The following is a 25,979-nucleotide window of genomic DNA, read 5'->3' as shown; positions in this document are numbered from 1 at the left end:
GCCCCGGTCATCGACCGGGGCCGCGCTCGTCGTATTCGAACAAGCCTGTCGTACTTGCACCGCGAACCTCGAAATGGTTTCCTGGTTCCCAACGTCGCGTGTCGATGACGGACTGCGTCAGGCATGGAGGCGTCGTACTGCAAGGGGTCACTCATGACCATTTCGTTCAATCACACCATCATCGCCGCAAAAGACCGACAAGAGTCGGCGTGGTTCTTCACTCACATGTTCGGTCTACCGGGCCCGGTCGAAGCCGGCTACTTTCTCGGCGTCGAACTCGAGCACGGCGTGACGCTCGATTTCGCACAGGTGGAAGACGGCGCCGAGGTTGCGTCTCAGCACTACGCCTTCCTCGTCTCCGAAGACGACTTCGACGGCATCTACCAGCGCATACAAGCCTTGAAGCTTGATCACTGGGCCGATCCGCGCCAGTCGAGTACCGGCTTCAACACCAACGACGGTGGGCGTGGGGTCTACTTCCTCGACCCGTCGGGCCACTTCCTCGAAGCGATCACCAAACCATACGGCGGCTGAATTGGTGATTGAACTACAAACGGCGGCGCCTACGGGAGATGAGGGATCCCGCAGACGCCGCCGCAGTTCCAGGTTGCCAGCTAGTGGCCCCCCGGAACGTCTACTGTAGTTCTGCGTGTTCGAGGTTGCAGAGGCAACTCCCGAAAAGCTACACAGAACCTACTCGCCGGTTATCAGGTAAGTATATGTCCGGATCAGTGTTTGACCGGGCATCCCGATGTCTTGTAATCAACCTGAAACTCTTTGATGCCGTTGAGCCAGCCCGAGCGCAGGCGACGCGGATCGCCGAGCCTGGTGATGTCGGGTAGGTGATCGGCGATCGCGTTGAAGATCAGATCGATTTCGAGACGAGCCAAGTTCGCGCCGATGCAGAAGTGCGCACCGGTGCCGCCGAATCCGAGGTGCGGATTGGGGTCACGCATGATGTCGAACTTCGTGGGGTTCTCGAAGACGTCTTCGTCGAAGTTGGCCGACGCGTACATCATCACGACGCGATCGCCCTTCTTGATCTTCTGTCCGCCGAGTTCGGTGTCTTCGAGCGCGGTGCGCTGGAAAGACGTCACCGGGGTGGCCCAACGAACGATCTCGTCGGCCGCAGTCTTCGGGCGTTCCTTCTTGTACAGCTCCCACTGGTCGGGATTGTCGAGGAAGGCAACCATGCCGTGTGTGATGGCATTGCGAGTGGTCTCGTTACCCGCGACCGCAAGCAGGATCACGAAGAAGCCGAATTCCTCTGGGGAGAGCTCATTTCCGTCGATGTCAGCTTCGATGAGCTTGGTGACGATGTCATCGGCGGGACACTTCTTGCGCTGATCCGCCATCTGGTACGCATATCCCAGGATCTCCATCGACGCTGCCTGCGGGTCGATGTCGAATTCGGGGTCGTCGTACGACGTCATCTGGTTGGACCAGTCGAAGAGCTTCATTCGATCTTCCTGCGGCACACCGAGAAGCTCGGCGATTGCCTGCAGCGGAAGTTCGGACGCGACCTGAACCACGAAGTCTCCGGCACCACCGGCAGCCGCAGTCTTGACGATCTTTTCGGCGCGCTCGGTCAGTTCTTCGCGCAGGCTGTTGATGGCTCGCGGGGTGAATCCACGCGAAACCAGCTTGCGAAGCTTGGTGTGCTCCGGAGCGTCCTTGTTGATGAGGATGAAGCGCTGCATCTCGACGTTCTCGCGCGGGATGTCGTCGGCGAAGCGAGGAATCGCAGTGTTCTCGTGGGTCGAGAAGATGTCGCTTCGTTGCGAGACCTCCTTGACCTCTTCATGACGGGTGACCACCCAGAAGCCCTCGTCCTGGAATCCGCCGATTTCCGGGGGCTGCGGATTCCACCACACGGGTGCCGTCTTCCGGAGTTCCGCGAACTCCTCGAACGGCATACGTTCCGCGTAGATGTCGGGGTCCGTGAAGTCGATTCCCTCGGGGAATGCGGGCTGTGCCACTGATGTCTCCTGCCCTAAGCCTTTTCATCACAGGGGTGATGGGGATCCGTGATGTGTAACACGTTCTACTCTCATTGAAACACAAGCCTGCTTACTAGGAAAGGAAACGTCGACAGGTCTTGCTTCCCGCAGAGAACCTGTTCTACTTTTTCATTACAAGGAAAGGAGCCCGCTGTGGGCACACCAGTAATCGTCGAGGCTGTCCGTACACCGATCGGCAAGCGCGGAGGTTGGCTCGCCGGTCTGCACGCCGCCGAGATCCTCGGAGCTGCACAAAAGGGAGTTCTCGACCGGTCGGGAATCGACCCGTTGCTGATCGAGCAGGTGATCGGCGGCTGCGTCACCCAGGCCGGCGCTCAGTCCAACAACATCACGCGCACTGCTTGGTTGCATGCAGGTCTGCCGTGGCAGACCGGCGCCACGACCGTGGACTGCCAGTGCGGTTCGGCCCAGCAGGCGAACCATCTGATCGCCGGACTGATCGCCACCGGCGCCATCGATGCCGGCATCGCCTGCGGCATCGAAGCGATGAGCCAGGTTCCCCTCGGCGCCAACGTCGGTGACCAGGCCGGACCGCGTCGGCCGGCGACGTGGGACATCGACATGCCCAACCAGTTCGAGGCTGCAGAACGCATCGCCCGCCGACGCGGACTGACCCGCGACGACGTCGAAGCTCTCGGTGTCCGCTCGCAGGCGCTGGCCAAGCAGGCTTGGGAGGAAGGGCGTTTCGACCGAGAGGTTCTCGAACTCTCGGCGCCCCAGGTCGACAAGGAAGGAAACCTCACTGGCGAGACCAAGCTCGTCAATCGCGATCAGGGCCTGCGCGATACGACGGCCGAGTCCCTTGCCCGGTTGAAGCCCGTTCTCGAAGGCGGGATTCACACTGCCGGAACGTCTTCCCAGATCTCCGACGGTGCGGCCGCAGTCCTGCTCATGGACGAGGACAAGGCTCGCGCACTCGGATTGAAGCCACGCGCCCGCATCATCGCCCAGGCACTGGTCGGCTCGGAACCGGAGTTCCACCTCGACGGACCGGTACAGGCAACCAGCCGTGTTCTGGAGAAGAGCGGAATGAAGATCGGCGACCTCGACCTCTTCGAGATCAACGAAGCATTCGCGTCGGTCGCTCTGTCCTGGGCCCAGGTCCACGAACCTGACTTCGACAACGTCAACGTCAACGGTGGCGCACTCGCCCTGGGCCATCCGGTCGGCAGCACGGGCTCTCGACTGATCACCACCGCACTGCACGAACTGGAGCGTCGTAACGGCTCGACGGCTCTGATCACGATGTGCGCCGGCGGCGCGCTGGCCACCGGAACCATCATCGAGCGTATCTGAGATGACTACTCCCCCAGCCAAACCCAAGGGACTCGACGCTCCGGCGACGGTCAAGATCATCAAGTGGATGTCGAAGGCAAACGTCGCCATGTATCGCGCCACCGACGGGAGGCTGGGTAGCAAGTGGCGGGTCGGCAGCGCGTTCCCACGCGGGCTGCCGATCTGCCTGCTCACCACTACCGGTCGCAAATCCGGTGAGGAGCGAATCAGCCCGTTGCTGTTCCTCGAGGACGGCGAAGACGTGATTCTGGTGGCGTCGCAAGGCGGTCTTCCGAAGAATCCGATGTGGTACCTCAACATCAAGGCGGATCCGGTGGTGACGGTGCAGATCAAGTCTCGGATCCGCTCGATGAAAGCCCGCGTCGCAACCGAGGACGAGCGCGCTCGGCTGTGGCCGAAGTTGACGGCGATGTATCCGGATTTCGACAACTATCAGGCCTGGACGGACCGCGTCATTCCCGTCATCGTGTGCGAACCCCTGACAAACTGAACAATTTGTTTACAACAGAACGTTTACATCGGTCCGGGTTAGTGCCACCCTGGATTCATGACCGATGACCAGTTCAGACCGATCGATTCCGGCCGCGAACGCGCACATCGCGAGTACGCCGGACTCTTTCGGATCAGCGAGCGCCACGGCGCGACCCGAAGCCAGCGCGCGCGGCAATCTCATCCGGAGATGCTCGAGCCCTACGGCGCGGTTCGCGTCGTGGCTCGTCTGGCCGGCGGCACCGACACACCCGAGGTGAACGAACCCGAAGTCGACGACGCCGACGTCATGGCTGCGTTGACTCTTATTCCCAAGGCCCGAGCCGAAATGGAACAGCTGGAAGCACTGTTCCTCGGAATTGCCCGCGAACGGGGCATGACCTGGCAGGACATTGCCTTCGGACTCGGGCTCGGCAGTACTCAAGCCGCCCGCCAGCGCTACGAACGGCTCGTTCGCCGCACCGGAGGCTGAACACGTGCCATAACGGGCGAGTTGGAGCACTATTGACTCGTACGGTCCGCACGGCGTTTCGACAGAGCCTCGAACACAGCAAGGAGTCGCATATATGACGACGCATATTCAAGATCAAATCCTGGACCGACGCGAGATCACTTCCGCACTCGTGCGTGCGCTGGAGCGTCGCCACGAGGTGCTGGATGCAGTGGTCGACAGCAAGGACCATCAGGAGGCACTGACCACCGTCGCGGAACTCCTCGGCACGTCGGAAGCAAATGCCGAAGCAGTTCTGAGCCTCAAGTTCAGTGCGCTCACCAAGGCCGCACGCGATCGCATCCAGGGCGAGCTGGAGAATCTCGACGCAACTCTCGAATGGACGACGCTTGATCGCCCCGCGAGCAGTGGGCAGAACTTCAGCCTGCGTCCGTTCAGCGACAGCGCAGAAGACAAGTCGCTGTTCACGATTCGCTCGGGCGAGCAGCTCGGCGAAGACGGCAAGCCGTGGAGCGAGGATCGAATCGAAGCCGAGCGCACAGGTGGCCTCGGCCGCATCGACGACGAGAGCGCTGCCTGGTTCGTCGCCGAGGACGTCTCCGGCGACAGCCCGACGAGCGTCGGCCTGGTGTTCGGCGAACTCGACGGCCAAGAGGTCAACGTCGCGATCTGGATTGCACCCGAGTCCCGCAAGAAGGGCTACGGCACCGCCTGCGTGAAGCATTCGCGGCGCGAGCTCGCAGCAGAGTTCCCCGGCACTGTTTTGGTGGTTCGGGCACCCGCGTAGGCGGCACGCCGCCTGTGAGTGGTTGAGGAGTCCCTGCACTCCTTAACCACTCACAGGGCCGAAGGCCCTACGCCCCGTACACCGGCGTCGGAATCTCCGCCTTCTCCAACAGGGTCGCGACGACGGACCCGATCTCCTTCGGGTCCCAACGGTCACCCTTGTCCTCGCTCGGGCCGTGACGCCAGCCTTCCGCGACGGTGATCTTTCCGCCCTCTACCTCGAATACTCGGCCCGTGACGTCCTTGGACTCGGCGCTTCCGAGCCAGACGACCAGCGGCGAGATGTTCTCGGGAGCCATGGCGTCGAAGCCCTCTTCCGGAGCTGCCATCGACTCGGCCATCGCCCCACCCGCACCGACGGTCATGCGCGTGCGCGCAGCAGGCGCGATCGCATTGACACTGACGCCGTAATTCTTGAGCTCGGCGGCGGCCTGGATGGTCATCTCGGCGATGCCGGCCTTCGCTGCGGCGTAGTTGCCCTGACCGATCGAACCCTGCAGTCCTGCACCCGAACTGGTGTTGATGATGCGCGCGTCGACGGTCTTGCCTGCCTTGGCTTCACCGCGCCAGTAGGCAGCAGCGTGACGCAGCGGCGCGAAGTGCCCCTTGAGGTGCACACGGATTACCGCGTCCCACTCCCCTTCGCTCATGCCGACGAGCATGCGGTCACGCAGGAAGCCTGCGTTGTTCACGAGTACGTCCAGTCCGCCGAAGGTGTCGATCGCGGTCTTGATCAGATTTTCAGCGCCCGCCCAGTCGGCGACGTCGTCTCCGTTGACCACTGCCTGGCCACCCGCAGCGATGATCTCCGCGACAACCTGCTCGGCCGGACTTTCGCCGGTCTCGGAACCGTCGGCACCCGCACCGATGTCGTTGACGACGACCTTGGCGCCCTCAGCAGCAAACGCCAATGCATGCGCACGTCCGATACCTCGACCTGCCCCGGTGATGATGACTACGCGTCCGTCGACCAATCCACTCATTTTTGTCTCCTATTGCACTCTGCTCGGGCTTGTCGGCTCCGCTTGTGTGCTAACTTACCAAGCAATCGCTTGGTTTGGTACACAGACGTAAGGAATCCCGATATGGGCATCAGCACCTCTTCCGACGGAACCGGCATCACCACGGTCACCATCGACTACGCGCCGGTCAACGCAATCCCGTCCAAGGGATGGTTCGAGCTTGCCGACGCCATCCTCGACGCGGGCAAGGATCTCAACACGCACGTGGTAATCCTGCGAGCCGAGGGACGCGGATTCAACGCCGGCGTCGACATCAAGGAGATGCAGGCCACCGAGGGATTCGACGCGCTGGTCGCCGCCAACCGCGGTTGTGCCGCAGCCTTCGCCGCCGTCTACGACTGCGCTGTCCCCGTCGTCGTGGCGGTCAACGGATTCTGCGTCGGCGGCGGCATCGGACTGGTCGGCAACGCGGACGTCATCGTCGCTTCCGACGACGCGATCTTCTCCCTCCCCGAGGTCGACCGCGGCGCCCTCGGCGCTGCGACTCACCTCTCACGCCTGGTGCCGCAGCACATGATGCGCACGCTGTACTACACGGCGCAGAGCGTCGACGCACACACGCTCAAGCAGTTCGGCAGCGTCTACGACGTGGTCCCGCGCGAGAAGCTCGACGAGTGCGCTCGCGAGATCGCCGCGAAGATCGCCGCGAAGGACACCCGCATCATCCGGTGCGCCAAGGAAGCCATCAACGGCATCGACCCGGTCGACGTCAAGGGCAGCTACCGCCTCGAGCAGGGCTACACCTTCGAACTCAACCTTCTCGGTGTGTCTGACGAGCACCGCGACGAGTTCGTCGCCACCGGCAAGCCGCGCGAGAACGCAACCCAGAAGGAAGGCTGAGAAAAACATGGCTAGCAAGCGTGACAAGACGAAGTCGCTCGACGAGGTAGTCGGCGAACTCCGCAGCGGAATGACGATCGGCTTGGGCGGCTGGGGATCTCGCCGCAAGCCGATGGCCTTCGTTCGTGCGATTCTGCGTTCGGACATCAAGGACCTGACCGTGGTCACCTACGGCGGACCGGATCTCGGACTGCTGTGCTCGGCAGGCAAGGTCAAGAAGGCGTACTACGGTTTCGTGTCCCTCGACTCCGCGCCGTTCTACGACCCGTGGTTTGCCAAGGCACGCACCGCCGGTGAGATCGAAGTCCGCGAGATGGACGAGGGCATGGTCAAGTGCGGCCTCGAAGCAGCTGCCGCTCGTCTGCCCTTCCTGCCGATCCGTGCAGGCCTGGGCTCGGACGTCCGCAACTTCTGGGGCGACGAACTCAAGACCGTCACCTCCCCGTACCCCGAGGCCGACGGCCGTTCCGAGACCTTGATCGCGATGCCTGCGCTCAACCTCGATGCGTCGTTCGTCCACCTCAATCTCGGTGACAAGCACGGCAATGCCGCCTACAACGGCGTCGACCCGTACTTCGACGACCTGTACTGCATGGCCGCCGAGAAGCGTTACGTCTCCGTCGAGCGCATCGTCGAGACCGAGGAACTGGTCAAATCCGTTCCACTGCAGAACCTTCTGCTCAACCGCATGATGGTCGACGCCGTCGTCGAGGCACCGAACGGTGCGCACTTCACGTTGGCCGGCGAAAGCTACGGCCGCGACGAGAAGTTCCAGCGTCACTACGCCGAGGCCGCCAAGACCCCCGAGTCGTGGCAGACGTTCGTCGACACCTTCCTCTCCGGAAGCGAAGAGGACTACCAAGCCGCAGTAAAGAAGTTTGCAGATTCATCAAAGGCAGGGGAGCAGGCAAAATGAGCGAATCCACCGTCACCCGCGCAGAGTACGTAGTTCTTGCTTGCGCTGAAATCTTCTCCGGTGCAGGCGAAATCATGGCCAGCCCAATGTCGACGTCGTCCACCATCGGCGCTCGCCTGGCTCGGCTCACCACCGAACCCGACCTGCTCATCACCGACGGTGAAGCCCTCATCCTCGAGGACACTCCGGCAGTCGGAACGAAGGGCCCCGTCGAAGGTTGGATGCCTTTCCGCAAGGTGTTCGACGTCGTCGCTTCCGGTCGTCGCCACGTTGTGATGGGTGCCAATCAGCTCGACCGCCACGGCAACCAGAACCTCTCCGCTTTCGGCCCGCTTCAGCAGCCGACGCGTCAGATGTTCGGTGTGCGCGGCGCCCCGGGTAACACCATCAACCATGCGACGAGCTACTTCGTCCCCAAGCACTCCAAGCGAGTGTTCGTCGACAAGGTCGACGTGGTGTGCGGTGTCGGCTACGACCAGATCGATCCCGAGAACCCCGCATACAAGTACCTGAACATCCCCCGCGTCGTCACCAACCTCGGTGTCTTCGATTTCGGTGGTCCGGGAAACACGTTCCGCGCGTTGAGTCTTCACCCCGGCGTCACAGCGGAAGAGGTTGCCGAGAACACCTCGTTCGAGGTTGCCGGACTCGCCGAGGCCGGTATCACCCGTGACCCCACCGCCGAAGAACTCCACCTCATCCGCGAGACCCTCGACCCGCGTAACCTCCGGGACCGTGAGGTCTCGGCATGACCCCCACCCTGAAGACCGCGCTGACCGAACTGGTCGGCGTGGACTACCCGATCGTGCAGACGGGTATGGGCTGGGTTTCCGGTCCCGCTCTGACGTCGGCAACGGCGAACGCAGGTGGTCTCGGCATTCTGGCTTCGGCCACGATGACGTACGACGAGCTCGAGCATGCGATCAAGAAGACGAAGCAGCTCACGGACAAGCCGTTCGGCGTCAACATGCGTGCCGACGCCACCGACGCGCCGCAACGCGCCGACCTGCTCATCCGTGAGGGCGTCAAGGTCGCGTCGTTTGCCTTGGCTCCCAAGAAGGAACTGATCACCAAGCTCAAGGATCACGGCATCGTCGTCGTGCCCTCGATCGGCGCCGCGAAGCATGCGGTCAAGGTTGCATCCTGGGGCGCGGACGCCGTCATCGTCCAGGGCGGCGAAGGTGGTGGTCACACCGGCGGTGTGGCAACAACATTGCTTCTCCCCTCGGTTCTCGACGCGGTCGATATTCCGGTCATCGCCGGTGGCGGATTCTTCGACGGCCGCGGGCTGGCTGCCGCACTGGCGTACGGCGCTGCCGGTGTCGCGATGGGAACGCGATTCCTTCTCACCAGCGACTCTTCGGTGCCCGATTCCGTCAAGCAGGAGTACCTCAAGCGCGGACTGACGGATACAACAGTCTCCCGCAAGGTCGACGGCATGCCTCATCGTGTGCTCAACACCGACCTGGTCAACAGCCTCGAAGGTTCCAGCTATGCAACCGGTTTGATCGCCGCGGCCAAGAATGCCACGAAGTTCAAGGCAATGACGGGCATGAAGTGGTCGACCCTCGCCAAGGACGGTCTCGCGATGAAGCGGTCGGGTGACCGCACGCTGATGCAGATCATCATGGCGGCCAACACCCCGATGTTACTGAAGGCAGGACTGGTCGAGGGCAACACGGAAGCCGGCGTTCTTGCTTCAGGTCAGGTTGTCGGCATGATCAACGATCTGCCGAGCTGCAAGGAATTGATCGAGAGCATCATGGAAGATGCAGTGGGGCGTATCGACGCGCTTACGGCTCTTCGCTGACAGAGCCTTCTCCGAGTGCGTCTCTCCACTGCGCTTTACGCGTGGTCGGGGAGGCGCACTCATTGCGTTTGTCAGGTTATCCCGTCTTCTCCTGCCCGAACCCGTCGATCATTCCGAAATACTGGGAGATCGCCACAGCCGCCATCTGCACGGCAGCGGCGTTCCTTTTGTCTATCGTGCCGCGAATCAAAGGCCCACAAATCGAGAGACCCACCTGCATGTGGTCGAACACCCCGATTCGTGCACCGATACAACCCATCCCGGAATTACATATTCCGAACGCAACTGCTTGTTGGCGAACGTCATTGGTGTTTTGCAGCGACGCCACCGGTCTGCGCCCAGCGCTCAACAGTGATTTCCCGATGGTCGACGATTGCGCAGGGATGCGTGAGCCGACACGAGTCTGAAGGTCGGGGACCATCTGGCTCCCGATTTTCTGGATGTAGCGCACTTGGTTCCCTTCCAAAACCCCAAGGTGCACAGCATGTCCAGTCACGAGGTGCAGCTGCTGAAGTAGGGGCGTAACCACTCGTTCCACTTTGTGTCGATACAGCGAGAGGGCGCCCAGATCTCCTAGCTTGTCACCGATTTCGTACTCGAGTCCTTCGCGGCGTAGCCAGTTCATCCTCACGAGTTTCAGTAGCATCCGGTGCACGGACGATCGCGGAATCCCGGTTCGGCGCGCCACCTCCCCCAATGTCAGCCGAGGCGCGTCACGAAAGCAGTCCACCACCACCGACAGTCTGTCGAGAGTTGACATGGGGATGGACTCTTCGGTGATCGGTCCGACCGCCATGGATGTCTCCGTTCCGGTGGTCCGTCCCGTCGAGCGGGCACCGCTGGGCGATGTGTTCGCTGCTGACTATCAATCTGGGCTCAGGCGGCGCGCGCCGCCAGGGCATTTCCCACCGTGCGGGAGACAAACCTGCACGGTCACTACCACCTGCATCTATACCGATCACCGGTTGCACTCGTTGAGCCCGAGCCCACGCCTCGCCACAGTGGCACGGACAGACCCCTGAACAGAGGACGACGATATGACCACAGACGATATGACCACAGCGGACCTGGGCGAAGTCGAGGAATTCCGCATCATCGAGGAAGGCGTTACCCCTGAGCGTTTTGCCCGCGGCTGGCACTGCCTCGGACTCGTGACCGATTTTCACGACGGAAATCCACATTCGATCGAGGCCTTCGGCACCAAGCTTGTCGTATTCGCCGACAGCCACGGTGATTTGAAGATCCTCGACGCGTACTGCCGTCACATGGGCGGCGACCTGAGTCAGGGCACGGTCAAGGGCGATTCGATCGCGTGCCCCTTCCACGACTGGAGGTGGGGAGGCAACGGTAAGTGCACCGCGATTCCCTATGCCCGACGTGTCCCCCCGCTTGCCAAGACCCGCGCTTGGACTGCGCTCGAACAGGACGGACTGCTCTTCGTCTGGCACGACCCCGAAGGCAATCCGCCTCCTGCGGACGTCGCCATACCGATCATCAAGTCTGCGGAGCACGAATGGACCGATTGGGTGTGGAAGTCGATAGTCATCGATACGAACTGTCGAGAAATCGTCGACAACGTCGTTGACATGGCGCATTTCTTCTACGTGCATTTCTCGTTCCCCACCTATTTCAAGAACGTCTTCGAAGGTCACGTCGCCATCCAGGAGCAGAGTGGCATCAACCGCGACGACATCGTGACCTGGACCGACCTCGACGTGCCGAAGTTGGTATCCAACCTCTCGGTGGCCGCCTATCACGGACCGTCGTTCATGATCGACGACTTGATCTATCAGTACGAAACCTTCAAAGTGGATTCGGTTTTGATCAACTGCCACTACCCGGTCAGCCCGACCAAGTTCGTCCTGATGTACGGCATCACCGTCAAGAAGACCGACGACCTTCCCGCCGGGATCGCGGACCAAACCGTCGACGCGATGATCGGATACATCGGTGTCGGGTTCGAGCAGGACATCGAGATCTGGAAGAACAAGACCCGTATCGACAATCCACTGCTCTGCACCGAGGACGGTCCGGTATACCAACTGAGGCGGTGGTACGAGCAGTTCTACGTGGACGTCGCCGACGTCACGCCCGAGATGGTCGACCGCTTCGAATTCGAGATGGACACAAGTAAACCCATCGAGGCGTGGAAGCAGGAAGTTGCGGACAACCTTGCACGCAAGGCCGCCGCCGGAGCGCCGCAATGACCATGGAACCGCTGGACTGCGAGCGGTGTGGAACGTACGTCCTCGTGGAGAAGAACAGCTGGCATCACACGTCGACCCAGTGGCGATCAGAGTCGCGCACCGCATGTTTGGAGTACCGCGACGACGCTGCATCGCCGAGAATTCGATCCGGAAGTTGTTCCGCATTGAGAAATTCCATCAATCAGGCAGCGACCGACGGACGCATAACCGTTCCCGAATGACAATCGCCCTCGCGGCTCTGAAGGCTCACGTCATGGCGGCGGACAGCTCCTGAGACAACGTGCCTTTGTTCTCCACCTCAACGGTGTTGCAGCCCTGCCAGCGCGCAGTTCTGCGAAGGAGTTCCGCCAACCGCGGCGCAGTCTCCGCGTCCGCGGTGGGTTCTGCCCAAGCCGCGCGGACAAGCAGCCGAGCGTTCTGACGGTCGTTCTTGAGATCGACTCGGGCGCAGATTTTGTCGTCGATCAGGACCGGGAGCACGTAGTATCCGTGAACGCGCTTGTGCGCCGGAGTGTAGATCTCGATCCGGTAGTGAAAGTCGAAGAGCCGCAACGCTCGATCGCGTGCCCACACTACCGGATCGAAGGGTGACAACAACGCTTCCGCACGGATGGACCTGGGACGCTTCGCTTGCGGATCGATCCACACCTCCCTTGCCTTGCCTCGACGCTCCCAGCCGTCGACGGACACCCGGCGCACACTGCCGGCATCTTCGAGTTCCTGCAATGCCGTTCGTGCTTCTGCGCTGGGCAGACGAAAGTAGTCGGCGATGTCGTCGAGTGTGCCAAGACCATGCGCCCGCACTCCCCGCACCACCAGCTCGCGTATCGCCTCCGACCGCTCGACCCGTGCGTCGAGTATCTCGGGTGCAAGCATCTGCTCGGCCAGGCCGTAACGACGCTCGAAGCCGGCTCGACCTGCCGACACCACCTCGCCCCAACGGAACAGCGTCTCGAGGCCGACTTTCACGTCGGACCACCCCCACCACGGACCCCGTCGTGTGTTCGCTTCGTGTTCGATCTCGCTCGCCGCCATCGGACCGTTGTCGCGCAACTCCTGCCGCAACCAATCGAGGAAGACACTTCGATCGGAAGCCCATCCTCCCTTGTCGCTCAACGCCTTGGCGCGAAACTGGTCCATCCGCCAGCGGAACAGCGGCCACATGTCCACCGGTAGGAACGTAGCCTCGTGGCCCCAGTATTCGAGGTACCCCGAGCCGGGGGCGAAGGCGAGCTGATCGAGCCTGGATTTGTCGTACGCGCCCAGCCGAGCGTAAACCGGCAGGTAGTGGCTGCGTTCGAAGACATTGACCGAGTCGATCTGCAGCACCTGCAGCCGGTCCATCACGCTGACCAGATTGCGACGCGTCACCGTTGTGGGGTGCGATCTGCCGAATCCTTGAGCGGCAAGCGCTATGCGACGGGCAGCTGCCGGAGACACGACTTCGCTCATAGCGGGTCAGAGTACGCACACCCTCCGACACGTTTCAGGAGGGCGAAGTGTGACAGCCGAACAGAACTGCCGACATGAACATCTGCAGTCTGGTCGCATTTTCTGCGGCCCCGTCGAACTTCACCATGCGTCCGACATCCGGAACCAGGTTGAGCGCAGCATGAACAACGAACTTCGCCTCTACCGCCGAAAGCTCCGGACGGATTTCGCGGAGAACTCGCGCCCATTCGACCACGTAAAGCTTCTGGCGATTCTTCAGATCGCTTCGATGACTCGGCAGAAGGTTGCTCATCTCGGAAAAGTAGACCGACATCAATTCGTGCTGTGCAAACGACAACTCCACGTACATCGCCGCCAGTGCCCGGAGTACTTCTTCGTGCGACGTCGCGGAATCGAAGACCGCTGCCGTCGCCAAGTCCAAGCGATCTGCAGCTCGATAGAACACGGCGCCGAGAAGCTCGGCCTTGCTGGGAAAGTAGCGGTACATACCGGAAGCATTCAAGCCGGCGGCCGCGGCGATCTCTTCGATGCTGACGTCGTGATATCCGCGAGAGTCGAAGAGCCGCACCGCTTCCTGCAAGAGACGTTCACGGTTGTTCGTGGTCACGGTCCTAGGCAGCGAGGACTGCTCCAAGCGGCTTGCGGTGGTTGCACCCTCACCTTGATCTATCGCCAGGCACGCGTCGAGCAGAACCTGTTCCATCGCCCGCTGAGGCAGCAACAGATTATGGACGGTGATGCTGCCGATCACGCTGAACATCGCTACCACGAAAAGGGTCTCGTCCCGCGCCGTCATCGCCGGATCGGAGCGCGAAAGATTCCGGGCCACTCGACTATTGACCGCGTCGGCCTGTGCTCGAACGGATTTCCGATCGGCAGCATCGAGAAACCGGCTCTCCCAACGATAGATTCCGGCCGTGCGCCGATTGCGAATTGTCGTTCGTATCACTGCAATCAGATCTTCGCGCAATCGGTCCGCATCGGTCGCTGCTGGGGCAACCGAGACGTCGTCGAGCGCACTACCGAGCGCTTCGGTCAACTCCAGTGCCGCGTGACGGAACATCGCGTACTTGTTCGGAAAGTGCCGATACAGCGCCGAACCCGAAATACCCACCGCCGACGCGATGTCATCGACACTGACAGCAGGATATCCGCGCTCACTGAACGCGATTGCCGCAGCTGCCGCGATCTGAGCCTTGCGATCCTTCGGGCGCCTCTTGACGGAGTCGGACCTCACCTGCCGAACAATCCCATTCGACGTCTGCGCGTCGACGAACTGATCGCCCAGGCTCACCATGTACCCCACTCTCCAGCCCACACGCTCGACGCACCTCTATCCGCCTGTCCATCAAACGAGAATCAGCATAAGCATGATCCCGGGAATTCATACACTTTTTTCATCACTTCGCCCGCCTGCAGCACAATCGTGGCAGTTCAAGAGCCTATCGATCGCAAGAAGAAACCGCCCCTCGGCGTTGATCGTCATGATCCCTGACCAGAATTTGCGTTAACAAAACGTTGCCTGAGGGCGCCGATGATGGGTAGGGTCACCGCTCGAAGCATCCGCTACACAACCGCGACTCAACCAGGCTGACAGATCCGGAATATTCGTAAACATACACCGGGTATGGATTCGAACAGTTCCAATACTGGCACGTCAATTGCGCGAACTCAACCAACACCGCTAGACACGCAGCGAGAATCTCGGTTCACATAATGCTTGCTTGGACACATATATGTGTGAGATGCTTCACAGGCAGTTCGCTCGACCGCCAGCGCTCGAACAGTTCGAACTCCGTGCCGAACACTGTTGATCTGCAAAGGAATTCAATTAGATGACCTACGAGCTACCAGCCGCGAAGGGCCCGGTGCGAGACGTAGCGTTACAGGGGGGCTATCTGATCGGATTCTCGGTTCAGGCACTCTTCGGCCTGTTCACGGCAATCCTCCGCAGGCGACTCTCGTTGCACGAGACTATTACTCAGACCCTGTTCATCGGTCGTGTCAGCACCGGCCCGTCGTTGCTTCTCATGATTCCGATCGGTGTTTTCATCGCCGTGTCAGTCGGTGAACTGGCCGGCCGGATCGGTGCCGGCGGATACTCCGGAGCTGTCGTGGCTTTCATCATCGTCGGTCAGGCTGCGGCGCTGGTGTGCGCGTTGATGATGGCCGGTGTCGCAGGATCGGCGATCTGCACGGATCTGGGTTCACGAAAGATCCGGGAAGAGATCGACGCGATGGAAGTGATGGGCATCGACGTGATCGAGCGCCTGGTCGCACCGAGATTGGTTGCAGCAGTGATCGTCTCCCTTGCACTCTGTTCGATGGTCACCTTCGGCGGTGTGATCGCGTGCTACCTGTACCACATCTACGTCCAGCACCTTCCGGCCGGAACGTTCATGGCAACGTTCAGTCAGTACGGACGATCTTCCGACTTCGTCATGGCTTTGGTGAAAGCCGCGATCTTCGGTCTCGCTTCGACTTTGGTCGCCACCTTCAAAGGTCTCCATGCAAAAGGCGGCCCACGCGGCGTTGCCGACGCAGTCAACGAAGCAGTCGTCATCGCTTTCGCCCTCGTCTTCATCGTGAACACGGTGTTGTCCGCGCTGTATACCGTGATCGTGCCGGCAGTCGGTGAATTCTGATGTCGCTCGTCGATCTCCGGATCCGAGCGCGGCAGGCCGGCAGACCGTTGCGGACCGCAGGCGACGGCTTGGTGTCGCTCGGTCAGCATGTCACCTTTTACATCCGCACTATCGCCTCGATCCCCTTTGCTCTCACCAAGTACCGCAAACATGTACTCGGCCAGATCAGCGAAGTCAGCTTCGGAACGAACTCGCTGTTGTCCGGCGGCGGCACTATCGGCATCGTGTTCGCGATGTCTCTTGCAGCCGCGATGATGCTGGGCGTGGAGACGCATCGCGGACTCGAACTTGTCGGGATGACCTCACTCTCCGGCATGCTTTCCGCAGTTGCCAACACACGCGAACTTGCCCCTGTTGTCGTCGCTATCGCGTTGGCCGCCAAGGTCGGGACGGGTTTCACCGCCCAGATCGGCGCAATGCGTATCTCCGACGAGATCGACGCACTGGACTCGATGGCAATCAGATCGATTCCCTTCCTCGCGGGTACGCGGGTCATCGCTGCCATGATCTGCGTCATCCCGATCTACATGATCGGACTGCTGGCCAGCTACCTCTCGACCCGACTGGTCGTCGTGTTCTTCAACGGTGCATCGGCAGGTACCTACGACTACTTCTTCCATCTGGCGATCTCGCCGCAGGACCTCCTGTACTCGGGCCTGAAGGCAGTGGTCTTCGCCGCCGTCGTCGCGCTCGTGCACTGCGCGTACGGCTATTACGCCTCGGGCGGACCGGCGGGCGTCGGGCAGGCTGCTGGCCGCGCACTACGGACGGCCATCCTTGCGATCGGAATCCTGGACGTGCTGATGACTTTCGGCCTGCGGGGCCTCGTCCCCCAGATCCCGGGAATGGGGATCTGAGCCGTGGACAGACTCACTACACGCACGAAGATCGTTTACGCCTTACGTGGCGCGATCGCCGTCGTGGTGGCCGTCGTAGCGGCAGTAACGATGGTGCTGCGTGGATCCGGAAACCTCGAGCAGAGCACCGACGTGTTCGTGGCTGTTCCAGCCACGGCGGGCCTGATCAGCGGCGAGGCACCGGTCCGGTACCACGGGGTCAACATCGGCCGAATCGGCGAAATCGAATCAGGTACCACAGAATCCGTGGTGCAACTACAGATACAGACTGAGGACGCATCGAAGATTCCCGCCGACGTGATGGCTCGCGTTGTTCCACGCACGTTCTTCGGTGACATCTACATGCAGCTCGTGGACAACCCGGCGCCGCACGGCCGAACAACTCTCGCGGACGGAGACGAGATCCGCATGGACGACGGACCCGAAGCCGTTGCGCTCTACGACGTGTACACCAAATTGGTGGGAGTCCTCACCGCGATGCAGCCCGAGAAGTTGCAGACAGCCCTGACTGCGCTGGGCCAGGCACTCGACGGAAACGGAGCCGAGATCGGTACCACGATAGACAATCTCAGTGCAGCGTCCGGCATATTGACACCCGCGGCACACCAATTCCTCGAATCGACACCCGAATTCAAGTCGGTCGTCGACGCGTTGGACCGCGCAACCCCCGACATTCTCGATACCTTGGCAGCCGCCACAAACGTCTCGAACAGCATGGTCGCCAACAGAGCGAATCTCGAGACCTCGATCGGCGCGGCCGCAGTCTTCGCCGCTACCGTCGACGATTTTGTCGCAGAGAACAACAGCAACATCATCACCGTGATCGATTCCGCCGGAGAGATACTCGCAACCACCGCGGCCAATCCCGGAGGACTGCGTTCCACCCTCGCCAATGCCAGTACGTTCGGCGCCTCCGGTGCGCGAGTCTTCGCCACCGGAAAGTTCGACATCACAGCAGTTGCCACGTTCGCCGAACCGCTCCCGTACACAGGCGATGATTGCCCGCAGTACGGGAACTCGCGCGGGGCACAGTGTTCCGGCTCCAACCTCACGCCTGCACAACCCGCCAGTGCCCCAATCGTTGGTGGCGAAGCCGAAGCCGCCACCCTGCGTTTCCTCGAAGATCAACTACTCGGCAGCTCGCCGGAGCAGTCGGACGCCCCCAACCCGGCAACAACACTGATGTTGGGGCCGATGATCAGAGGTAACGAGGTGACCGTCCCGTGAAGGTTCGTCCTGGCCAGGTCATTCGGTTATCACTCTTCTGCATCACCGGCGTCGCCTGTGCGTCGTTCGTGGCGAACACGCTGTCGGTCCCGGTGCGCGGAAGCACTGATTCGTACTCGTTCGAGTTCACCGACGTCGAAGGACTCAACCCTGGTAATCCGGTAACGATGTCGGGTGTGCGTATCGGCCGCGTGGACTCGGTTGCGTTTGCCGACAACGGCGGCGGCACGAGCAAGGCGATCGTCGACGTCGACATCGAGTCGCAATATTCGCTCGAGTCGGACGTCCGTGCTGCCGTGCGCTACGGCGACATGCTCGGTGCTCGATATCTGGCACTGACCCAGGATGACAGCGAGGCAACGGTATCCGCACAACGGCTCGAACCTGGTAGCACGATACCGCTGGCGCAGACAACACCGCCGATCAACTTGACCGCACTGATGAACGGCTTCAAACCGTTGTTCGCCGCACTGCAACCCGAGCAGGTGAACACTCTGACACGAAGTTTTGTCGAAACCTTCAACGGCCAGGGCCAGGCAATGACCACCCTGCTCGACCAGATCGCGACCATGAGCTCCGGCCTGGTCGACCGTCAGGACGTCTTCGCGCAACTACTCACGAACATGAACACTCTTCTCACTGCCGTCGACGAGCGTCAACCCGAATTGGTAGGTCTGCTGGACGGTTTGAACAGCCTGAGCACCTCCGTCGTCGGGCAGAACGATCAACTGGTCTCGCTGTTGGATCAGGGAAACCGCACTGTCTCGTCGCTGGCTCAGATCATGGCCGGGTCGAACGGCGCATTCGGTCAGACCGTGCAACAACTCGAAAGTGTCACCGGTAGTTGGATTGCGAGCACCGACGAGTTCAACAGACTTCTCGCCAACCTTCCCCAGTTCGCCGACGCCGCCAACCGTATCGGAAGTTACGGAAGTTTCATCAGCCTGTATCTGTGTAATTTCACTCTGAAGGCAGGCGACATGGAAGCCAACATCTTCGGTCCGACGCATTCGCCGGTGTGCTCATGATGTTTCTGGTCAAGCTGATCGACGTGTTCGTCGGCATCATGCTCTTCCTGTTCAAAGGGGATCGCCGACGCAGCGGTAGCGGCACTGCTCTCGCTCTGGGTAGTCTCGGAATCTTCGTTCTGGTGGTGGGACTCGCCGCAGCACTGGGTATTCCGAAACTCTGGTACAACGCCCGCACGTCGGCGTACACAGCCGAGTTCGCCAATGCCAGCGGGCTTTCCGATACCGATCCCGTCTACGTGGCCGGAGTTCCCGCGGGCCGCGTGGATTCGATCGACCTTGCCGGCGACCACGTGGTCGTCAACTTCCGCCTGGACAAGGATCAGCCCTTGGGAAACCAGAGCACGGCGACGGTCAGGCTCAAGACAGTCTTGGGCAAGCGCTACCTCGAGATCGTGCCGGCCGGAGTGGTCGACGACTCCGATGGGCGGGTCATTCCGCTTTCCCGCACTACGGTGCCGTACAGCCTCGATGAAGTCAGCAGTGATGCCACCAACGCGGCCACCGGCGTCGACCTACAGGCGATGGAGTCCATGATGAACACCCTTTCGCAGGTGATTCCGACGGATTACGATCAAGTCGGGCGGGCTCTGGCCGGAATCAGTGGAGCCTCGGCGGCTTTCGCGCAGAATGGTGAACAGATCGACCAGATCCTCACGATGTCCCGCGAGCTGTCCGACATGGCGGTGGCACAAACCGATTCGATTGTCGGCACCGCCGCAAACGCTCAGACGATCGTGCGTACTCTGGCCGTCCGCAAGGACGCGCTGACTCAGTTGGTCGACAACCTGACAATCATCATCTCGAAGCTCTCGACGACGTTCACAGACCGTCAGGACGAGTTCGGGGCAATGACCGACAACCTCGTCGCAGTCACCGCCACGCTGAAGTACAACGCCGATCAGATCGACCTGCTGTTGACTCGTCTTCCGTCCGCTCTGCGTTCGGTCACCGACTCCACCGGCACCGGCAATTGGACCGATGTCAACGCCCCGGCAGCCGTGATCCCGGACAATCTGCTCTGTGCGCTCGGCATCATGGAGGGCTGCAAGTGAATACACGAAAAGCCGTCACCGCCATGCTGGTCGTGACCCTGGCGATCGCCCTGCCCGGTTGGTACATCTTTGGACGAACCGATCAGTCCAAGACTGTGTACGCCGATTTCAGTTACGTCGGTGGGATTTACGAGGGAAGTAAGGTCACCGTCCTCGGGGTCGGCGTCGGGACGGTCACGTCGGTGGAACCTCGCGGAACTTCTGTTCGAGTAGCGATGTCGATGCCCAACTCCGTCGATCTGCCCGCCGACGCTTCGGCCTATGTTCTCAATCCGTCGGTGATCAGCGATCGCCACATCGAACTCGGTCCGGCGTACACCGGTGGAGAGACGCTCGAAGACGGCGACGAGATTCCGATCGAACGTGCCCACTCCCCCATAGATTTCGACGGGTTGATGGGAAGCGTCAGCACCTTGGCCGACGCATTTGCCGGGGACGGTGGCAATCTCGGCGATCTCGTGAGCCGCGGCGCCGCCGGGTGGCAGGGTCAGGGCGATCAATTCAACACCGCCATTCGCAACCTCAGCACGGCCACCGGAGTTGTCGGCGCTCGGTCGGAAGACATCGGTGCACTCGTCGACAATCTCAATACCTTGATGAATGCGTTGGACACTCGGCAGGTCAGCTTGGACGAACTTGTCGGTGACCTCGGCGAATTGGGCGATCAGTGGGCGAGCCAGAACATGGACATCTCCCAACCGCTGCAGGATCTGCAGGTCGTCTTCGATCAACTGAACAGCTTCATGACAACTCACGGCGACGATGTCGGTGACATAGCCGACAACGTGAGAGTTCTCGGTGACACTCTGGCTGCCGAACAACCTGGCCTCGCCGAGTTCATGGACCTGGTGCCGTTGATGATGCAGAACCTCTCCCAAACTATCGGCCCAGATCAGCGCGGACGCATTCGGCTCAATGTCTCGACTGCATTGACTCAGTTCGCCGTCGCCAAGCCACTGTGCGACGCGTACAAGTTGCCGATCTGCACCGGTGCCGGATTCACGAATCCGATTTCCTTCCCCCTGAGCACTTCTGATCCGCTCGGCATCGCCTCCGCGATTTCCGGCGGCGCCGTCCCCGGAGGTGGCAATTGACGAGGCAATCGGTTCGGATAGTCGCCGGCGTCGCGATCATCGGTATGGGTTGTGCGGCTGTGTTCGCCTTCGGCGGCTGCAGCGCAGGCATTCAGGACCTTCCACTGGGTCGTTCGGCCGACGGTGACGCGTACACCGTGTCGCTACAACTGGCCGGCGCTGACGGCCTGGTGTTGGGAGCAGACGTCCGCAGCGGCCAGAAAGTCATCGGTCGAGTATCCGCACTGTCAGCCGACGTCGTCGGAGCCGACGTGACACTGAGTCTGGACGCAACGACGCAGTTGCCGGACAACGTCGGGGCCTCCGTCGAACTCCCGTCCGCACTGGGAAACCCGTTCATTCGACTGCTGCTGCCGGAGAATCCGTCCGGTTCCACGCTGAGCGGCGGCGATACAATTCCGGAGTCTCGCACCGAGATCGGTCCGCAGGTCGAAAGTGCACTTGCCACCCTCGGTACGGTTCTGACCGGCAGCGGCATCGATCAACTCGATACCGTCGTACGCGAACTGAACACCGCGTTTTCCGGGCGCTCAGGTGAAGTTCGTTCTCTGACCGACACCCTGACCTCGCTCATGGCAGAGGCAAGCAGTCACCGAAGCGAGTTCGACGAGGCCGTCGACCTCGCTGCCCGGGTCTCCTCGCAGTTGGCCGGGCAACAAGAAGTCGTCGACAACTACCTCGATTCCGTTCCACAGGTGGTGGCGATTCTCGTGGGGCAGAAGGATCAGATCGCGAGCCTCTTGAACTCGACCGTTCAGCTCGCCACCAACGCAAACACCATTCTCGACTCCTCACCCAACGGGCTCGACACGATGCTGCACGATGCGTCGACCATTGTGGGGACTCTGGATTCGTTCAACTCGGAGATCGGTCAGACGCTGGCGAACATGAACGGGCTGCTCGAAAACTTCACCGGCGCAGTCCAAGGTGACTACCTCGTTTTTGACGGCGCCCTCGATATTCCGGGAACGATCGACAAACTCTGGACCGGTGGCATGGCCGGACAATCGATCGCGCCGGCGGGAACTCTCACCGATCTACTTCAGGGAGGTCCACGTTGAGTCGCCTTGCGCTTGTTCAACTTGGCCTGTTCGCTCTGATCGCCGCTGTCGTCATCCCTTTCGGAATCGTGTACGTGGTGGGCCCTCAAGGTTTCGGTGGTCAGATCAGATTGCACGCCAGCATGTCCGACGCCTTCGGATTGACCAAGGGCACGGTCGTCACGTACCGCGGAGTGCAGGTCGGCAAAGTCGGTGAAGTTGTCCTCGATTCGAGCACCCGATCCGCTCGCGTGGAACTCTCACTCAACGACAAAACCGAAATACCCACCGACAGCGTCGCCAAGGTGACGATGGGAACTGCCGCGGGAATCCAGAATGTCGACATCTACCCCAACACCGATCACGGCCCGTATCTTCGGGACGGCGACGAGATCGCCATGCCCGCAGATCAGCAGCCAGTTCAGATGAGCCAGTTGATGCTTCAGGCGTCCGGCGTCCTGGAAGGGATTGATCCGCAAGCTATCAGCGACATCGGGACCGAACTGGGGAATTCGTTCAACGGGCTCGGTCCGAGCTTGGCGACCATGATCGACAACGGCGGGACCATGTCGGCGCAGTTGAACGACCAGTCGGCCGAACTCGCCGCGCTGCTGTCGCGGACCTCCACGCTGATGGACTCCATGGCGACACAATCGGATTCGTTCGTCCGAGGAATGGCGGCAGCGAAGAACTTCACCGAACAACTCGAGTCCAACGCCCCCGTACTGATTTATCTCACCGACCATTCACCCGCCGCTCTCAATAGCGCCCAGCAGTTGTTCGACAAGTACCACAACACTTTCGGAGCGGTGCTGGCCAATCTCGTCACGGTCGCTCCGATCATCTCCGACCGCACGGATGCCCTGGAAACCGGACTCGTCACGATCCCCGACGGTCTCGCCAAGCTGGCATCCATCGTCAAAGGCGATCGAGCTGATTTCGCCTTGGTGGCCACGCAGGGGCCGGTGTGCAACTACGACACCCCCAGACGAGAGGTAGGCGATCTCTCCCCCACCAGTCCGAGTCTGGCGATGTACTGCCCACCCGCGGACGACCTGGTCCAACGCGGAGCACAGAATGCTCCGCGGCCGAACGACCTCGGATTGCAGAACTCGACTGTCCCCGGCACTCCGATCGGACCGCCGGTCGTCGCGGATCCGATTCTGATTCCGACCGGAGTCGACGCCTTGAACTACTGGAGATTGATGTTGGAAGGACTGGGAAATGGCACACGGTGAGAGCGCACTCCTCGACGAAGCAGAAACCGAGGTGACCGAACATCCGACTCCCCCGTCGTTCTTTCGTCGGCTGAAAGAGCCTCGCAACGCACTGATCTCGCTGTTGGCGGTAGCACTGGTCGCAGCATTGGTGGTGCTCGGATTTCACCTGTATTCGGTGAATGAGGAGGACACGTTGCGACAGGAAGCGCTGGACACCGCGCGGGATTACTCGATCATCATGTCCTCCTTCGACTATCAGAACTTGGACGCCAACAAGGACACCATCGCGTCGATGTCGACCGACGAGTTTGCCGGCACCTACCGAACGATGGTGGATTCACTGCGCGAGGTTGTCGCTGGAGGCCAAGGTCAGGCGAGTGCGACGGCAACAGACGTCGGCATCACGTCACTGGAAGATTCGTCGGCAAAGGTGCTTGTCTTCGTCGACCAGCAGGCCAAGAACATTGCTGCACCAGAGGGCAATACACAGAAGTACCGGATGGTCGTGTCCCTGGTTCGTTCGGACGACCGCTGGCTCGTGAGCAACGTCGAGACCAAGTAATTCACCGCGCACGGAGGAGGATCGATGCCCACTCACTACCTGGATTCGGGAAAGTCCGAGTCGTCTCTTCGAACCGATCAGACACGCATCACCATCACGGCCGAGCGTAAGCGGTGGGCCCGCAAACCCGCACACATCACCGACGCACTCGATTTCTGGTCATTCGCAGGGGCCGCCGCCAACGTCGTCCTGCAACTCGGTTGGCCCGAGGTGGCGTACGGCGTCATGGAAAGCAAAGTCGAATCGGGTGCCCTGACCGCGCATCCATGGAAGCGCGCACGGACCACAACGCAGTACCTGACGGTCGCAATCCTGGGCAACGAGGAAGAGCGAAAGGCCTACCGCGAGGCCGTGAACTCGGTGCACCGGCACGTGAAGTCCGATGCGAACAGCCCGGTCAAGTACAACGCCTTCAATCGCGAACTCCAATTATGGGTTGCCGCTTGCCTGTTCATCGGCTTCGAAGACAGCCATCAGTTGTTGCACGGCAAGATGTCCGAAGAGCAGGCGGAATCGTTTTATCAGTCCGCGTCAACTTTGGGAACGACACTGCAGGTCACCGAAGAGATGTGGCCGGCCACCCGCGCAGACTTCGAGCGCTACTGGAATCTCGGTTGCGAACGCGTCGTCATAGACGAACGCACCAAGCAATATCTGATCGACCTGGTCAATCTACAGATGATCGCGTGGCCGATACGCCTGGTGTTCCGAAACTTGTTGCGGTTCCTGACGGTCGGATTCCTTCCGCCGATCTACCGCGACCAACTCGACCTCGAGTGGACCGAAGACGACCGCCGTCGATTCGAGCACCTCTTCATCTTCGTGTCGTTCGTCAACAGGTTCATCCCACGCTCCATCCGTCAGGCCGGAAACACCATTCAGATGCGCGACATCCGTCGCCGGATCAAGGCGAGCAAGAATCTCGTCTGATCGTAGAGCCGGAAACTCGATACTCGTATCAATTCTGCTGCCCCACAGGTAAATCGGGGCGGTCGGTCGACAACACATCAAGCCTCGATTTGAGCTTCGGCGCGACAAAAACTGGGGTCGAAAAGTCGGCAAAACGAGCCAATCGGGCGGCACATTCGCTGCATATCGACGCTTTTACGGCGCCTTATTGGTGACTTGTATCACACTTTATCTCGATTATGTAACGCCGAGAGCGTTGGCATATCGCAGCGCGACCTGGGAAAACACTCTTTGATGCATTTCTGTTGCACGAACCTGTGTCGACACGCCGACCCGTGACCAATCCGTAATCATCTCCTATGGTTGGTGACAGCCCGATCAACCGGGCATTACCGAATCGCCACCGCCAGTCCCACCCCGCGGTTCGGATTCGACAACATTCCTAGTGGTGGGAGCGGAGCTGAGACGGTCACCGTCCTCCGCCGGCGTGACTCGAGAGGATTTACCCAAATGACCAAGACCACCGTTACCCGCGCACTTGCTTCTGTCGCCGCAGCCGGAGCCCTCGCAGCCGGAGCCATTGGACTGAGCGCCGGCACCGCATCCGCAGCCACCCACGACTGGTCGGGTGTCGCTGAGTGCGAATCCTCGGGCAACTGGGCTGCGAACACCGGAAACGGCTACTACGGCGGCCTCCAGTTCAGCCAGAGCACGTGGGCGGCCTACGGCGGAGCGGGCACCGCAGCCAACGCCAGCCAGGCAGAACAGGTCCGCGTCGCGGAGAACGTCCTTGCAGGTCAGGGCGTCGGCGCGTGGCCGGTTTGCGGACAGTACCTCCGCTGATCTCAGCTCGATTAGTGCGTCACTGCCCGGTGCTCGTCGGAGATTCGACGGCTACCGGGCAGTGTTGTACACCGGTACCTACTTCCCACCGCCACTGCTGTTGAAAGATGTTACGGCGGTGCGTGATCCGTCGGGATGACGTGGAGCGAGCGAGGTATATCGACTCGCCTTCCGATCCCCCATCATCCCGCGAAGAATCATCGACAACC

25 protein-coding genes and 1 pseudogene are annotated in these 25,979 nt (G+C 61.0%); 21 read left to right on the top strand and 5 right to left on the bottom strand.

What is annotated here, in order from left to right; genetic code table 11:
- Positions 1-153 precede the first annotated feature (153 nt).
- Positions 154-534, top strand: coding sequence for a VOC family protein (locus ACWF6P_RS29475; RefSeq protein WP_378546667.1), 381 nt, complete (start codon positions 154-156; stop codon positions 532-534).
- Positions 535-728: 194 nt separating this feature from the next.
- On the opposite strand, the gene ACWF6P_RS29470 is transcribed toward ACWF6P_RS29475, so the two are convergent.
- The gene (locus tag ACWF6P_RS29470; RefSeq protein WP_003945573.1) at positions 729-1,979 is read right to left on the bottom strand and encodes a cytochrome P450; all 1,251 of its coding nucleotides are present in this window, start codon (positions 1,977-1,979) and stop codon (positions 729-731) included.
- A 174-nt stretch (positions 1,980-2,153) separates the two neighbouring features.
- Here ACWF6P_RS29470 and ACWF6P_RS29465 point away from each other — a divergent pair, with 174 nt between their 5' ends.
- The 4 genes from ACWF6P_RS29465 to ACWF6P_RS29450 all read left to right on the top strand — a co-directional run bounded on the left by ACWF6P_RS29465 (position 2,154) and on the right by ACWF6P_RS29450 (position 5,044).
- A complete protein-coding gene (locus ACWF6P_RS29465) occupies positions 2,154-3,317 on the top strand; it encodes a steroid 3-ketoacyl-CoA thiolase (RefSeq protein ID WP_095970996.1) in 1,164 nt (387 codons plus the stop codon).
- 1 nt (position 3,318) lies between these two features.
- Entirely contained in the window at positions 3,319-3,807 is a 489-nt protein-coding gene (locus ACWF6P_RS29460) for a nitroreductase family deazaflavin-dependent oxidoreductase (protein WP_378535198.1), read from the top strand.
- A 57-nt stretch (positions 3,808-3,864) separates the two neighbouring features.
- Positions 3,865-4,278 carry a DNA-binding protein gene (locus ACWF6P_RS29455; protein ID WP_378448949.1) on the top strand — a complete coding sequence of 138 codons (414 nt, stop codon included), beginning with the start codon at positions 3,865-3,867 and terminating at the stop codon, positions 4,276-4,278.
- Positions 4,279-4,372: 94 nt separating this feature from the next.
- Positions 4,373-5,044, top strand: a complete 672-nt coding sequence (locus ACWF6P_RS29450) for a GNAT family N-acetyltransferase (protein ID WP_452623408.1) — start codon at positions 4,373-4,375, stop codon at positions 5,042-5,044.
- A 67-nt stretch (positions 5,045-5,111) separates the two neighbouring features.
- Here ACWF6P_RS29450 and ACWF6P_RS29445 read toward each other — a convergent pair whose 3' ends face one another.
- On the bottom strand, positions 5,112-6,026 hold the full coding sequence (locus tag ACWF6P_RS29445; protein ID WP_452623407.1) for an SDR family oxidoreductase: 915 nt from the start codon (positions 6,024-6,026) through the stop codon (positions 5,112-5,114).
- A gap of 102 nt (positions 6,027-6,128) precedes the next feature.
- Between ACWF6P_RS29445 and echA20 the strand changes: the two genes are divergently transcribed.
- The 4 genes from echA20 to ACWF6P_RS29425 are packed head-to-tail and all read left to right on the top strand — an operon-like array spanning position 6,129 to position 9,631.
- A complete protein-coding gene (gene echA20, locus ACWF6P_RS29440; RefSeq protein ID WP_003945611.1) occupies positions 6,129-6,905 on the top strand; it encodes a (7aS)-7a-methyl-1,5-dioxo-2,3,5,6,7,7a-hexahydro-1H-indene-carboxyl-CoA hydrolase in 777 nt (258 codons plus the stop codon).
- A 7-nt stretch (positions 6,906-6,912) separates the two neighbouring features.
- A complete protein-coding gene (gene ipdA / locus ACWF6P_RS29435) occupies positions 6,913-7,821 on the top strand; it encodes a cholesterol ring-cleaving hydrolase subunit IpdA (protein ID WP_019746969.1) in 909 nt (302 codons plus the stop codon).
- Positions 7,818-8,573, top strand: a complete 756-nt coding sequence (locus ACWF6P_RS29430; protein ID WP_003945796.1) for a CoA-transferase subunit beta — start codon at positions 7,818-7,820, stop codon at positions 8,571-8,573. The genes ipdA and ACWF6P_RS29430 overlap by 4 nt, the downstream gene beginning before the upstream one ends.
- Positions 8,570-9,631, top strand: a complete 1,062-nt coding sequence (locus tag ACWF6P_RS29425; protein WP_452623406.1) for an NAD(P)H-dependent flavin oxidoreductase — start codon at positions 8,570-8,572, stop codon at positions 9,629-9,631. The genes ACWF6P_RS29430 and ACWF6P_RS29425 overlap by 4 nt, the downstream gene beginning before the upstream one ends.
- Positions 9,632-9,707: 76 nt before the next feature.
- Here the strand turns inward: ACWF6P_RS29425 and ACWF6P_RS29420 are convergent, their stop codons facing one another.
- Positions 9,708-10,427, bottom strand: coding sequence for an IclR family transcriptional regulator (locus ACWF6P_RS29420; RefSeq protein WP_452623405.1), 720 nt, complete (start codon positions 10,425-10,427; stop codon positions 9,708-9,710).
- Between the two features lie 256 nt (positions 10,428-10,683).
- Between ACWF6P_RS29420 and ACWF6P_RS29415 the strand changes: the two genes are divergently transcribed.
- A complete protein-coding gene (locus ACWF6P_RS29415) occupies positions 10,684-11,838 on the top strand; it encodes a Rieske 2Fe-2S domain-containing protein (protein ID WP_452623411.1) in 1,155 nt (384 codons plus the stop codon).
- Between the two features lie 246 nt (positions 11,839-12,084).
- Here ACWF6P_RS29415 and ACWF6P_RS29410 read toward each other — a convergent pair whose 3' ends face one another.
- Together ACWF6P_RS29410 and ACWF6P_RS29405 are read right to left on the bottom strand one after the other, a co-directional pair.
- Positions 12,085-13,290, bottom strand: a complete 1,206-nt coding sequence (locus ACWF6P_RS29410; protein WP_452623404.1) for a winged helix-turn-helix domain-containing protein — start codon at positions 13,288-13,290, stop codon at positions 12,085-12,087.
- 34 nt (positions 13,291-13,324) lie between these two features.
- Positions 13,325-14,587, bottom strand: a complete 1,263-nt coding sequence (locus tag ACWF6P_RS29405; RefSeq protein WP_452623403.1) for a TetR/AcrR family transcriptional regulator — start codon at positions 14,585-14,587, stop codon at positions 13,325-13,327.
- Between the two features lie 538 nt (positions 14,588-15,125).
- Here ACWF6P_RS29405 and ACWF6P_RS29400 point away from each other — a divergent pair.
- From ACWF6P_RS29400 to ACWF6P_RS29350, 11 genes and pseudogenes are all read left to right on the top strand, one after another.
- A complete protein-coding gene (locus ACWF6P_RS29400) occupies positions 15,126-15,935 on the top strand; it encodes an MlaE family ABC transporter permease (RefSeq protein ID WP_230814857.1) in 810 nt (269 codons plus the stop codon).
- Entirely contained in the window at positions 15,935-16,792 is an 858-nt protein-coding gene (locus ACWF6P_RS29395; protein ID WP_452623402.1) for an ABC transporter permease, read from the top strand. Before ACWF6P_RS29400 ends, ACWF6P_RS29395 begins: the two co-directional genes overlap by 1 nt.
- 3 nt (positions 16,793-16,795) lie before the next feature.
- Positions 16,796-18,019, top strand: coding sequence for an MCE family protein (locus ACWF6P_RS29390; RefSeq protein WP_452623401.1), 1,224 nt, complete (start codon positions 16,796-16,798; stop codon positions 18,017-18,019).
- Positions 18,016-19,047 (top strand): MCE family protein, encoded by a 1,032-nt coding sequence (locus ACWF6P_RS29385; protein WP_452623400.1) that lies wholly within the window; start codon positions 18,016-18,018, stop codon positions 19,045-19,047. The genes ACWF6P_RS29390 and ACWF6P_RS29385 overlap by 4 nt, the downstream gene beginning before the upstream one ends.
- Entirely contained in the window at positions 19,047-20,102 is a 1,056-nt protein-coding gene (locus ACWF6P_RS29380; RefSeq protein WP_452623410.1) for an MCE family protein, read from the top strand. The genes ACWF6P_RS29385 and ACWF6P_RS29380 overlap by 1 nt, the downstream gene beginning before the upstream one ends.
- The gene (locus ACWF6P_RS29375; RefSeq protein ID WP_452623399.1) at positions 20,099-21,196 is read left to right on the top strand and encodes an MCE family protein; all 1,098 of its coding nucleotides are present in this window, start codon (positions 20,099-20,101) and stop codon (positions 21,194-21,196) included. Before ACWF6P_RS29380 ends, ACWF6P_RS29375 begins: the two co-directional genes overlap by 4 nt.
- Complete coding sequence (locus ACWF6P_RS29370; RefSeq protein WP_452623398.1) at positions 21,193-22,257, top strand: MCE family protein; 1,065 nt, start codon at positions 21,193-21,195, stop codon at positions 22,255-22,257. Before ACWF6P_RS29375 ends, ACWF6P_RS29370 begins: the two co-directional genes overlap by 4 nt.
- Positions 22,254-23,474 (top strand): MlaD family protein, encoded by a 1,221-nt coding sequence (locus ACWF6P_RS29365; protein ID WP_452623397.1) that lies wholly within the window; start codon positions 22,254-22,256, stop codon positions 23,472-23,474. The genes ACWF6P_RS29370 and ACWF6P_RS29365 overlap by 4 nt, the downstream gene beginning before the upstream one ends.
- The gene (locus ACWF6P_RS29360; protein ID WP_452623396.1) at positions 23,461-24,018 is read left to right on the top strand and encodes a mce associated protein mas1a; all 558 of its coding nucleotides are present in this window, start codon (positions 23,461-23,463) and stop codon (positions 24,016-24,018) included. The genes ACWF6P_RS29365 and ACWF6P_RS29360 overlap by 14 nt, the downstream gene beginning before the upstream one ends.
- A 24-nt stretch (positions 24,019-24,042) precedes the next feature.
- Entirely contained in the window at positions 24,043-24,948 is a 906-nt protein-coding gene (locus ACWF6P_RS29355) for an oxygenase MpaB family protein (RefSeq protein WP_378535160.1), read from the top strand.
- Positions 24,949-25,437: 489 nt separating this feature from the next.
- Positions 25,438-25,764, top strand: a pseudogene (locus tag ACWF6P_RS29350) (transglycosylase family protein); the annotation flags it as partial.
- Positions 25,765-25,979: the final 215 nt, after the last annotated feature.

It is taken from the genome of Rhodococcus sp. NPDC055024 (genome assembly GCF_053608585.1).
The sequence above is the reverse complement of the archived record's forward strand: the minus strand, read 5'-3'. Positions and strand labels throughout refer to the sequence as shown.

Coding starts and splice junctions, on each gene's coding strand:
- ACWF6P_RS29405 (WP_452623403.1), bottom strand. CDS start 14,587: ATGGTGAGCCTGGGCGATCAGTTCGTCGACGCGCAGACGTCGAATGGG.
- ACWF6P_RS29355 (WP_378535160.1), top strand. CDS start 24,043: ATGCCCACTCACTACCTGGATTCGGGAAAGTCCGAGTCGTCTCTTCGA.
- ACWF6P_RS29445 (WP_452623407.1), bottom strand. CDS start 6,026: ATGAGTGGATTGGTCGACGGACGCGTAGTCATCATCACCGGGGCAGGT.
- ACWF6P_RS29395 (WP_452623402.1), top strand. CDS start 15,935: ATGTCGCTCGTCGATCTCCGGATCCGAGCGCGGCAGGCCGGCAGACCG.
- ACWF6P_RS29475 (WP_378546667.1), top strand. CDS start 154: ATGACCATTTCGTTCAATCACACCATCATCGCCGCAAAAGACCGACAA.
- ACWF6P_RS29460 (WP_378535198.1), top strand. CDS start 3,319: ATGACTACTCCCCCAGCCAAACCCAAGGGACTCGACGCTCCGGCGACG.
- ACWF6P_RS29425 (WP_452623406.1), top strand. CDS start 8,570: ATGACCCCCACCCTGAAGACCGCGCTGACCGAACTGGTCGGCGTGGAC.
- echA20 (WP_003945611.1), top strand. CDS start 6,129: ATGGGCATCAGCACCTCTTCCGACGGAACCGGCATCACCACGGTCACC.
- ACWF6P_RS29360 (WP_452623396.1), top strand. CDS start 23,461: ATGGCACACGGTGAGAGCGCACTCCTCGACGAAGCAGAAACCGAGGTG.
- ACWF6P_RS29400 (WP_230814857.1), top strand. CDS start 15,126: ATGACCTACGAGCTACCAGCCGCGAAGGGCCCGGTGCGAGACGTAGCG.
- ACWF6P_RS29455 (WP_378448949.1), top strand. CDS start 3,865: ATGACCGATGACCAGTTCAGACCGATCGATTCCGGCCGCGAACGCGCA.
- ACWF6P_RS29430 (WP_003945796.1), top strand. CDS start 7,818: ATGAGCGAATCCACCGTCACCCGCGCAGAGTACGTAGTTCTTGCTTGC.
- ipdA (WP_019746969.1), top strand. CDS start 6,913: ATGGCTAGCAAGCGTGACAAGACGAAGTCGCTCGACGAGGTAGTCGGC.
- ACWF6P_RS29450 (WP_452623408.1), top strand. CDS start 4,373: ATGACGACGCATATTCAAGATCAAATCCTGGACCGACGCGAGATCACT.
- ACWF6P_RS29410 (WP_452623404.1), bottom strand. CDS start 13,290: ATGAGCGAAGTCGTGTCTCCGGCAGCTGCCCGTCGCATAGCGCTTGCC.
- ACWF6P_RS29415 (WP_452623411.1), top strand. CDS start 10,684: ATGACCACAGCGGACCTGGGCGAAGTCGAGGAATTCCGCATCATCGAG.
- ACWF6P_RS29380 (WP_452623410.1), top strand. CDS start 19,047: ATGTTTCTGGTCAAGCTGATCGACGTGTTCGTCGGCATCATGCTCTTC.
- ACWF6P_RS29420 (WP_452623405.1), bottom strand. CDS start 10,427: ATGGCGGTCGGACCGATCACCGAAGAGTCCATCCCCATGTCAACTCTC.